Source organism: Peribacillus sp. P4_D6 (genome assembly GCF_056401795.1).
Genome location: NZ_JBFUIQ010000122.1, coordinates 1 through 11,433, shown reverse-complemented (window position 1 = coordinate 11,433; position 11,433 = coordinate 1). Strand labels below are relative to the sequence as shown.

The following is an 11,433-nucleotide window of genomic DNA, read 5'->3' as shown; positions in this document are numbered from 1 at the left end:
AGGTGAATTCACTAGAAGTTAATGCTTCAGGACAATTAGATTTAAATGTATTGTTGGGCTTAAAAGAAGGAAATCCAGGTTTTAACGAAGTGGATGTTCAATTCACAGTGGATAGTGAAGCAGACGATAAACAACTTGAAGAATTAGTTTCAAAAGCAATGGAAATTTCTCCTGTAAGAAATTCACTAGAAAGAAATGTCCAAGTAAATTCAACTTTTAAACGTAATAAGTAAAAAGCTATATGACAGTGCCGATCTTACTTTACCTTGTATAACTAACTTTAAGTGGTAGGGTAACAGCTTGTCTGAGATAATTTGTTAATTCTAGGTAATCGCCAATGTGGTTGGCGCCAGAATCAATATTGTACTGAAAAGGTAACATAAGCAAGCAAAACATTAAATAAGGGCAAGGGTTCTTTTGATCTTTTTCAAGATGTACTGTTGGGAATTAGTTAGGTTGATTTAAATATTGCTAATATAATTCCACGTTACATCTTTATAAAATAACACTTTTAGTGATAAAACTTGGAGGTTTTTATGAACAATTTTCAATCAGTTGAAGCTCTTTTTAAACCATTCGAAATGGGAAATCTGAAACTATCTAATCGTATTTTGATGGCACCTATGACGCGAAACTCTTCTCCAAATGGAGTACCAGGGGAGGATGTCGCTGCGTATTATCGTCGTAGAGCTGAAAAGGGTGTTGGACTTATTGTGACAGAGGGTACGTTTATCAACCATCCTGATGTTGCATCCGAGGTGCCAGCATGGCAGGAGGACGTACCACACTTATACGGAGAAGAGGCGCTAAACGGTTGGTCAAAAGTAGTTGATGGAGTACACGAGGCCGGTGGGGAAATTTTCTCTCAAGTGTGGCACATGGGTGCACGAGGCAACGCTAATGATTACTCAAAACAAGAAATTTCGGAATTGGTTGAAGCTTTCGAACAGGCAGCTGCCAATGCTAAAAAAGTTGGTTTTGATGGCATCGAGATTATGGCAGCCCATGGATTTTTAATCGATCAGTTCTTCTGGGGAAAAACAAACACACGTACCGATGAATACGGTGGCGACATAGTTAAGCGCACGCGCTTTGCGAGTGAGGTCATCGCAGCTTGCCGACGTGCTGTTGGACCAGAATTTCCAATCGTGTTCCGAATCTCACAATGGAAATATGATGACTATACAGCAAAATTAGTAGAAACTCCAGAAGAACTAAAACGTTTCTTAACGCCATTAGTTGATGCAGGCGTTGACATCTTTCATGCCTCTATTCGTCGCTTTTGGGAACCTGCATTTGAAGGATCTGAACTGAATCTCTCAGGATGGATGAAAAAACTGACAGGAAAACCAACAATTACAGTTGGATCTGTCGGTCTTGATGGCGCTGATTTCGTGGATTTCTTTGCTACCGGGGAAGAGGCTAATGGTAAAACCAACAAGATGGGCGATTTAATCGAGAGATTAGAACGTGAAGAATTCGATTTGATAGCGGTAGGTCGCGCATTATTGGCTGACCCTGACTGGGTAAACAAGATCCGAGATGGACGAACAGAAGAATTACTTCCGTTTACGCGTGAGGCAATCGAAAAATTATATTAATCGCGGAGCTTGAAAAATAATAAAGAACCCATTTTGGTTTTTCTCAAAATGGGTTCTTTTTAGTTACATTCAAATAAAGAATCCCATAACATTTCTAATCAATCTTTATTTTAGCCGCAACTTTTTAAAATAGGCATTCTCCGCAATAAGCGTTCATTTTAAAAAAACTACACCCAAATTGGTAAGATGGTGTCTAATAATTGGGGTGTAGTTCGGAGGTTGGTCTTTTTTATTCCTTATTAAGCATTTCGATATGGCCACACTCTAGAAAAGCTGAACAGCTAAATGACGACAATTATCAAGAATACACAATTTAACCGATAAGTTTTTACTAATAGAAACCTTTATCTCGCAATAAAAAGATAAACTAGTGCTTGTCATTAAATGGTATACCATTTGCCTCAATCACTTATTTTGAAAACCAGTTTAAAGTATCTGGATTTTTTACTGAGCAGAATGAAATGCTAGATCAAGAAGTCTCAAAAAGAATAAAAGTTTCAAAAACTGTAGTACCACTAGATTCTAAAATATCATGTATATTTTCATTTTGTTAGATATTAATTAATTACTATGAAAAGTTATCCTTATTAGGTGAAACAATATTAATTGACGAGTCGGAATTCTGATGCTATAATTCAATTATTCAATTATTCAATTGAATAATAAGTAGCGTAAGTTTTATCATGATGATCAGTCATCAAATCATGAATTGTAAATGAAATTTTTTAAATCAAATCCACCTTTAGTAGTTGGATAAATGGTTAATATATTTACCTGTTATAAATGAATTATGTTAAAGTAACTAACCCTTTAAATAATAGGCTTATTGGTGGAAATGAACTTAAAAGGAATTTCCAATAGTGATTGATGGAACAACTGAACTAAATAATAAAAATGGGAGATGAATGATAATGAGATTTGAAAAGAAAACTGTAATCGTAACTGGTGGAGGTACTGGGATTGGGAAAGCAACTGCAAAAAGATTTTTTGAAGAAGGAGCCAATGTAATTATTAATGGACGTAGAGAAAATGTGTTAAAGGAAACGGCTTTAGAAATTGACCACACTGGTAAAAAAGTTTTATATGTAGCCGGTGACATCAGTAAAAAGGAAACTTCGGAGAAACTGGTTAAAAAAGCAGTAGAAGTGTTTGGTGGTGTAGATATATTAGTTAATAATACAGGGAAATTTAATCCAACACCGTTCCTTGATCATACAGAGGATGATTTACAATCCTATTTAGATACAATCGTTAAAGGAACATTCTATCCTTCTCAAGCAGTTATACCAGAAATGAAAAAACGTGGAGGAGGAGCAATTGTAAATACAGGTTCAATGTGGGCAATTCAAGCAGTGGARGCAACTCCTTCATCAGCTTACTCAGCTGCAATGGCAGGAAGACATGCTTTGACAAGAAATTTAGCCGTAGAATTTGCTGGTGATCACATTCGAGTAAATGCAGTAGCACCAGCAATTGTTGAAACACCAATTTTCAATACTTTTATGTCAGAAGAAGAAGTAGCAGAAGTATTGCCAACCTTTAATGAGTTTCAACCCATTGGACGCAATGGTACTCCAGATGATGTAGCAAATGCAATTTTATTCCTTGCGGATGATTCATCATCATGGATTACAGGTATTATTATGCCAATTGATGGTGGAGTTACAGCTCGATTAAGATAAAAATGAAAAAAGGAGGAATCTGGACTTACCCCTGTCAAGTAGACAACTAAAAAAGGCTATGCTGGCATCGATATTCAATCGGTGCCAGGTGGCAAGTCGTTTGGCACTTGTCAGTGAATTTATTCGGTCAGATTGTCTTACAATTACGACGATAAAAAGCTAGTGTTAAATAAATTCATTACAAAAATAAAAGTATAGAAGAAAAAAAGGAGAATACATTATGTCACTACGTGATCAAGCACTACGTATGCACCAAGAAAAACAAGGAAAGTTAGAAGTTAAATCAAAAGTCGAAATTCAAAACGCTCAAGATTTAAGTTTAGCATACTCTCCAGGAGTAGCAGAACCTTGTAAAGTGATTCATGAACATCCAGAAACGGTGTATGATTACACAATGAAAGGAAATATGGTCGGCGTTGTGACAAATGGTACGGCTGTTCTTGGCTTAGGAAACATTGGACCTGCAGCTTCACTTCCAGTTATGGAGGGAAAAGCAATTTTATTCAAAAGCTTTGCAGGCGTAGACGCATTCCCAATCACGCTTGATACAACAGATACAGATAAAATTGTTGAAACAGTAAAGTTAATGGCTCACACATTTGGAGGCATTAACTTAGAGGATATTGCAGCTCCACAATGCTTTGAAATTGAAGAAAGATTGAAAAAAGAAGTGGATATCCCTGTTTTCCACGATGATCAGCACGGAACAGCGATTGTAACAGTAGCAGGACTAGTAAACGCACTAAAAATCGTAAACAAGACAATGAAAGATTTAAAAATTGTCTTAAACGGGGCAGGAGCAGCCGGCATTGCAATCACAAAGCTTCTTTACTCTTACGGCGTACGCGACATGATCATGTGCGATACAAGAGGAGCAATCTATGAAGGCCGTCCGCAAGGCATGAATAAAGTAAAATCAGATGTTGCTTCTTATACAAATGTAAACAAAGAAAGCGGCACGCTAAGCGATGTGATTAAAGGCGCAGACGTATTTATCGGTGTATCTGCGGCTGATGCTCTATCTCAAGAAATGGTTAAATCAATGAATGACAATGCGATTATCTTTGCTATGGCAAATCCTAATCCGGAAATTAATCCGGACGCTGCGAAAGAAGCAGGAGCGGCAGTTATCGGAACAGGGCGTTCAGACTTCCCGAACCAAGTAAACAACGTTCTTGCATTCCCTGGGATTTTCCGAGGAGCGTTAGATGTTCGTGCTTCTGATATCAATGAAGAAATGAAAAAAGCGGCTGTTGAAGCAATCGCTGGTCTGATTACTGAAGAAGAGCTAAACGCAGATTACGTAATCCCTGGACCATTTGATCCTCGTGTAGCGCCAGCTGTGGCAGAATCTGTAGCAAAAGCAGCAATAGATTCAGGTGTAGCACGTATTAAAATTGATCCAGCAATTGTTAAAGCACATACAGAACAACTAACAAAAATCGAGAGCTAATCGCTGGTTGTACCGAACGGTAGGTACATAATGCGGTGCCTTATAAAACTTAAAGTATCAATACACAAAATACTTATTAGAAGGAGAAGATAAAATGGCTAAAGATAGTTTATATCAAAATCAGACATTAATCGTTTAAGAAAATTTAGTAAATTGAACGGTAAGGCATTTCGTGAATTTGTCAACTTTGATCATAAGTTCTTATCTCAAGGGAAATTATCATCTAAATTAAAGGAATTAATGGCTGTGGCAGTAGCTCACGTTACTGGTAGTCCATATTGTATGGAAATTCATGTTAATAAGATATGAAAAATATAGTAATTTTATATTGTAAGCATATAGAGTTAAGTAGTGAAGTAACATGGCAACCTCATATTGTACCAAACAGTAGGTACAATATGAGGTTGCAAAAGCAACTATTAAAGAGGGCGTCTCTCAGCATGCTCCAGAAAATGTTGAACAAGCTGTAAAAGATGTCTGTGGCATCCAACTTATAAACAAATCAAAGCTAGTGAAAATTCGGATAAATCAATGCCTATCACCTTGATAGACATTGGTATTTATTAAAAACCATTCACTTTGAAGTTAAATGGTTTAGATTAAAAGTGAAAGATGGAGGATTTTAAAATGGATATTAGTCAAATCTTTATTATTTTAACACCTATTTTCTTTGTCATCGCATTAGGATATTTAGCTGGATATTTTAAAAAATTTGATGCCATGACATCAAAAGGATTAAATACATTAGTAACTAAATTTGCATTACCAGCCCATCTGTTTGTGGGGATTACAACAACATCTAAGCAAATATTAATTGAAAAATGGCCATTTTTACTTGCCTTAGTCATTGGTATAGTAGGTTTTTATATTGTTTTCCTGTTAATAGCTAAATACGCATTTAAATTTTCATTAACAGGAGCATCAATGTTTTCTTTAAACTCAACCCAACCAACTTTTGCATTTATGGGAATTCCAGTTTTAGGAAGTTTGTTTGGAGCAGATGTGGTTGCGATTCCAATTGCCATTACAGGAATCGTTGTGAATGCCATGCTAGATCCATTAGCCACTATTATTGGCACAGTAGGTCAACGTCAGAATAAAGGGATTGACGAAGAAGAAAGTCTTTTTAAAGTAACTGTTAAATCAATTTTACATGGTCTTTCAGAGCCGTTAGCGTGTGTTCCTTTAGTTGGGGTTGTTCTAGTGCTATTTGGGTTCCATACACCAGATTTATTAGCGAATAGTTTAGAGCAAATTGGTTCCATTACATCGGGCGCAGCGTTATTTGCAGTGGGGGTCACAATCGGAATTCGTAGAATTCAATTTAGCCGAACTGCATTTGGGATAGCGCTTCTTAAAATAATTGTTCAACCAACTGTCATGCTTGGAATTGCGCTTGCAATGGGATTATCTTCAGATGACGTAACAAAATTAATTTTATTAGTAGCATTCCCAGGATCTGCAGTAGCAGCTATGATTTCGGTGAGATTTGACAATCTAGCAAGTGAGACAGCCTCTGCTTTTGTTATTAGTGCGCTTATGTCTCTTGCCTCCCTTCCCTTTTTAATCTCTTGGTTGATGTAAATAGGTTATTGTCATTCAATCAGTTTAGATTGTAAAGAATACTAAAGCATCTGTAGAATAAACTGTGTTGGTAACTGATTGTTGAATTTAATTCTAGTTAATATTTAAATGATGAGTCTGTTGAAAAAAGAAGCAAACAGCTAAAGTACTATGAATTTTACCTGCCCTACGGGCCATTTTTATTCATAATAAAAAGTTAATACCGAATTTTTATAGTATAAAATCTTAAATGTTCGGTATTAACCTTATAATTTTATTCATATTTTGACAAAACTCGAAGTTGTACCAGAACCATTTAGAGTTTATGAAATGAAGTGAGCGTATCTTAGTTGAGAGATTTATTGATAGATAGTATAGGAAAAGGTTTTAGTATAAACATGCCTTTCTATAAAGTGTGCTGTTTTCAAAATAAAATAAATTTTTATATAAACTTTCTTAATAATAGAGGTTATGGGGATTTTATGTGGGATTGGATTTATACCAACATTATTAATACACCTGGTTTTCACCTTTTTACAATAATCACAACATTTATATTATTGAATTTATTGGAAGAGTGATTATTTTTAATCCTCAAGGAAAGCGAAGGCAGTTGATATAAAAGTGATATTAATACAATGAATTTTTATTTTACGAGTGCTAAACAGCGACATAACATTTCATTCTAGATTCCTGATAAGAAAACTATATTATATCCGTAAAGTTGACTAAATTTCTGATTTCAATCACCTCCCCTTCAAGTTTAGATTTTCCTGCTTTTATTTGGTATACTTCAAAATAAGAAGAGATTTTGAGTTATAGTATAATCATCTTATAAAATTTAAAGGTGTGTTGATATGTCTAAGAAGAAAGAGATTATTTTAGCTGCAAATGGAGTTATCTACTCTAAAGGATATCAATCCACTTCAATACAAGATATCCTTGATGCTGCTGGAATTGGAAAAGGTCAATTTTATCATTACTTCTCATCTAAATATGATTTAGGATTAGCTGTTGTAGAGAACCTAATCCAAGAATGGGAACAGAAACTTATTTTAGAAATTTTTCAATCGCAACTTGATCCAATAACTAAATTAAACAAAATGTTAGACAGAACATTGGTATTCCATACAGAAAGAGAGGGGAAATCTGGTTGTCCCATTGGAAACTTAGCTATCGAAATGAGCGAACATGATGAAACATTTCGATTAAAACTACAATATATCTTTAATCAGTGGATTGATTCAGTAGAGAGAACATTAAAGGAACTTTTAGAACAAGAACATCTTCCTTCTACTATTGATCCGAAAAAACATGCTCAATCAATCGTTGCCACGATTGAAGGTGGAGTTTTATTAATGAAAAATCAAAAAGATATAAGTTTCCTCACAAATGTTTTAGAGTTAATTAGGATACAATATCGTCTTTCTTAATGATATGAGACTGTCTCATATCATTTTTTTGTGTATTCCTCATAAATGGTAATAAACTAATAATGTACCAAACGGTAGGGACAGTTTGATTCCAATACATATTACATATATTAAGGATATAAAAGCTTTTGTTGGTACGATTACAATTTCTTGAACTGTTGCTCCGGTACCCATATTGTTACTGAACTACTTTGTGGGGAATATTGGGAACTAGGTGGAAAACACGGAGACCACGAAATTGTATATAGTTAAACAGGAAAAACTGAAGCTAATAAAAGAATATAAACTTACTAAGGGAATACTTTAAAATTGGCATATGTTTTTTACATAAATATTTACAATGTAGTTAAGGGACTATAATAAAGAGTCTATTGCCCTTTTGGGCATGTACTTACGGACAGTTAATAAAAGAATTGAATAGTATAAAATGGTAGTAAGGTGGTGGAGGGAAGATGGAGAAATTAAATTTAAATAAAACGCAAAATCGTGAACCAAACGAAAAACCAAAAGAAGAAATAATATTTTCGCAAATGCCTATTATTTTTTGGATAATCTTTGTATATATAGGAGCATTAGTACTGCAAAATATACAACAGCCCTTATTTTTACCTAGTTTGTTTTTTAGTTTCATTTTAATAGTACATGCCTTATTATATTTTTTCTCCCGTGTATTTTATAAAAGAAATATTTGGTTTTACTTTGTTATACAGGACTGTGTATTGTTTGCTTCTGCTTTTATTTTGCCTAAAGGGTCTCCCGTTGTATTAATTGGTTTACTGCCAGTTTTAATAGCACAAAGCATTGTTATTCTTAAAAATAATATTAAAGTTACAATATTCTTTATATTATCTTATGGTTTATATTGTATTGCTATTGTAATGAATTATGGGGCGAGTGAGCTCCCTATTTTTATTTCCATATTTTTCGTCATTTTGATTATAGTCATATTCTATACGATTATTTATAACAGACAAGTTAGTGCAAGATTGCGTATGGAGTTTTATTTACAACAGTTAGAACTGGCATACCAAAAAGTTGAGGAACTAACTTTATTGAATGAAAGACAACGAATGGCTAGAGACTTACACGACACACTAGCTCAAGGTCTAGCGGGACTGATTATGCAATTAGAAGCTGTTAATGTTCATATAAGAAATGGGAATATTACTAGATCGAATGAAATTATTTCTAGATCAATGCAACAGGCAAGAGATACATTAAAGGATGCTAGAACAGTAATTGATAATTTAAGAACTGAGTCATTAGATGAAATTGATTTCCATTCCGCTGTGTTAGATGAAATAAGAAAATTTGAAGAAGTAACAGCTATCTATGTAGAACATAAAATAAATCCCGTTCATTCTTTGTCTAATTTATCAATGGAATATGGTACATATATACTCCGTGAATCCCTAACAAATATTGCGAAGCATTCAGAAGCAAATAAGGTACGAATAAAGATTGAACAAAAAGATGGGCAGTTATATATGGAAATTTCCGATAACGGAATTGGTTTTGATACAAAAAATATTGGAAAACAAACAGGTAAATATGGCCTTATAGGCTTGCAGGAACGAGTAAGGTTAGTAGGAGGTAAATTATTAGTTGAAAGTACTCCAGGAAAAGGGACAAAATTATATATAACAGTTCCTATTGGATAGGGGAGGTATATACTTTTGAAATATAAAGTTTTGATAGTAGATGATCATTTAGTCGTTAGGGAAGGGGTCAAATTAATCTTAGAGACCAATGATTTGTTTCAAGTGATAGGTGAAGCAAATAATGGTAAAGTTGCATTGGAAATGATTGATGTTACAAAACCAGATATTATTTTATTGGATTTAAATATGCCCGTAATGAGTGGATTAGATACATTAAAAATAATGAATAAACAAGGTATTACTATACCGGTTATTATTTTAACAACATATAATGAAGATGAATTAATGGTGACAGGAATAGAGTTAGGAGCCAAAGGGTTCTTATTAAAAGATACAAGTAGAGAAAACCTATTTAGAACGTTAGAATCTGCAATTAGAGGAGATACTCTATTACAGCCTGAGTTCATGGAAAAACTTTTAAAATTCAAGGAAAAGGAATCTAATAATTATACTAATACTAAAAAGGCTCCTTTAACAGAGAAAGAAATTTTAATATTACAGGCAGTTGCTAAAGGTTTTAAAAGCAGGGAAATTGCTTTTGATATGGGGATTGCTGAACGTACTGTTAAAGCGCACTTAACTAATATTTACAATAAACTTGGTGTTAACTCTAGAGCAGAAGCTGTTGCTATTGCAATTGATCATGGCTTATTCCGTTTAGTATAAATAAATTGCCCGATCGTACATATGGAGCTTGCCCATATGTACGATTCTTTTTTTTATTTAGTCCATTATTATTAGAATGTAAAGAAATTAATGAAGATTTGAAGGGAGTTAAGTATGGCGAATTATCTTTATAAACTAGGAAAGTGGGCAGAAAATCATAAAAAGAAAGTTATAGGTGGAACGATAGGTATTCTCATTATAATTGCTATCGCGGCACTAAGTTTGGGTCCTTCCTTTAGTGAGGATATGTCTATACCGGGTACTGAATCTGCCCAAGCAGGAAAAATATTAGAAAAGGAGTTTCAAACTTCAAAAGAACCAACACCTGGTACTGTCAATCTAGTTCTAAAAGCACCCAAAAATCAAACCTTAGAATCTAAAGAAGTAGTAGATGGCATTAATCAGACACTTGATGAGATTAAAAAGGATAAGTCTGTTGTCTCTGTTGCTACACCTGCAGAACTAGGTAATTTTAATGAAAATAAACAAATTGGATATGTTGTAGTGACATATGATGTCCCAGCAAATAAAGTAACAGAGAAATCAAAGGAAATAATACTGGACAGTATTGAGGAAACAAGAGATGCAGGTATCCAAACGGAGTTAGCAGGCACAGTTGCCTTTTCTGAATTAGAGATAGGTGGAATAACAGAAGTAATTGGAGTAGTAATCGCTTTCGTCATTCTCGCCATTACTTTTACATCCTTTTTAGCAGCTGGTATGCCAATCATTACAGCAGTAGTAGGTTTAGGAATGGGAATTTTAGCAATCCTTATTGGAACAAATTATTTGGATATTCCGTCATTTGCGCTTTCTTTAGCCGCTATGTTAGGACTTGCTGTTGGGATAGATTATGCTTTATTTATTATCTCAAGATTCCGGCAAGAACTTTCAAAAGGGCATAGTTTGCAGGAGGCAGTAGCTATTGCAAATGGAACTGCTGGTAGTGCGGTTGTATTTGCTGGGTTAACAGTTATTGTTGCTCTTTTAGGATTAGCTGTTGCAAAAATTCCATTTCTAACTATGATGGGAATTTCTGCAGCAATTTGTGTTTTATTTGCCATTTTTATTGCGGTAATTTTTGTTCCAGCTATTTTAGGGGTTATGGGGGATAAAATTGGTCCTTCTAGAAAAAATAAATTTTTAGAAAGACTAACGAATAAAAGGAAAAGAAATGAATCAAGTAAATGGGGGGATATTGTTACCAAAAGACCTTGGACAGTTACTATTTTAGGGGTTTTAGTACTTATAATTGTAAGTATCCCATTCTTTCATATGCAACTCGGTCTTCCTGATAATGGAACAAAATCAAAAGAAACAACAGAAAGAAGAGCATATGATTTACTATCTGAAGCATATGGTCCTGGGTACCAC

At 34.4% G+C, this 11,433-nt stretch carries 10 protein-coding genes; all 10 read left to right on the top strand.

The features are described 5' to 3' along the window. Positions 1-233: OsmC family protein (locus AC1DVB_RS22180; protein ID WP_477590982.1), on the top strand; the 233-nt coding region annotated here is incomplete at its 5' end. Positions 234-536: 303 nt separating this feature from the next. Then, positions 537-1,601 carry an NADH:flavin oxidoreductase gene (locus tag AC1DVB_RS22175; protein WP_477590980.1) on the top strand — a complete coding sequence of 355 codons (1,065 nt, stop codon included), beginning with the start codon at positions 537-539 and terminating at the stop codon, positions 1,599-1,601. A 911-nt stretch (positions 1,602-2,512) separates the two neighbouring features. Continuing rightward, positions 2,513-3,283: an SDR family NAD(P)-dependent oxidoreductase gene (locus AC1DVB_RS22170; protein ID WP_477590978.1), complete on the top strand. Its 771-nt coding sequence runs from the start codon at positions 2,513-2,515 to the stop codon at positions 3,281-3,283. Between the two features lie 220 nt (positions 3,284-3,503). Continuing rightward, positions 3,504-4,736: an NADP-dependent malic enzyme gene (gene ystJ, locus AC1DVB_RS22165; RefSeq protein WP_477590976.1), complete on the top strand. Its 1,233-nt coding sequence runs from the start codon at positions 3,504-3,506 to the stop codon at positions 4,734-4,736. Positions 4,737-4,889: 153 nt separating this feature from the next. After that, the gene (locus AC1DVB_RS22160; protein WP_477590974.1) at positions 4,890-5,045 is read left to right on the top strand and encodes a carboxymuconolactone decarboxylase family protein; all 156 of its coding nucleotides are present in this window, start codon (positions 4,890-4,892) and stop codon (positions 5,043-5,045) included. 318 nt (positions 5,046-5,363) lie between these two features. Further along, on the top strand, positions 5,364-6,320 hold the full coding sequence (locus AC1DVB_RS22155; protein WP_477590972.1) for an AEC family transporter: 957 nt from the start codon (positions 5,364-5,366) through the stop codon (positions 6,318-6,320). Between the two features lie 836 nt (positions 6,321-7,156). Continuing rightward, entirely contained in the window at positions 7,157-7,732 is a 576-nt protein-coding gene (locus AC1DVB_RS22150) for a TetR/AcrR family transcriptional regulator (RefSeq protein WP_477590970.1), read from the top strand. A gap of 452 nt (positions 7,733-8,184) precedes the next feature. Beyond that, entirely contained in the window at positions 8,185-9,393 is a 1,209-nt protein-coding gene (locus AC1DVB_RS22145; protein ID WP_477590968.1) for a sensor histidine kinase, read from the top strand. Between the two features lie 15 nt (positions 9,394-9,408). After that, a complete protein-coding gene (locus tag AC1DVB_RS22140; RefSeq protein WP_477590966.1) occupies positions 9,409-10,059 on the top strand; it encodes a response regulator in 651 nt (216 codons plus the stop codon). A gap of 114 nt (positions 10,060-10,173) precedes the next feature. Further along, on the top strand, positions 10,174-11,433 hold a 1,260-nt coding region (locus AC1DVB_RS22135; RefSeq protein ID WP_477590964.1), incomplete at its 3' end, for an MMPL family transporter.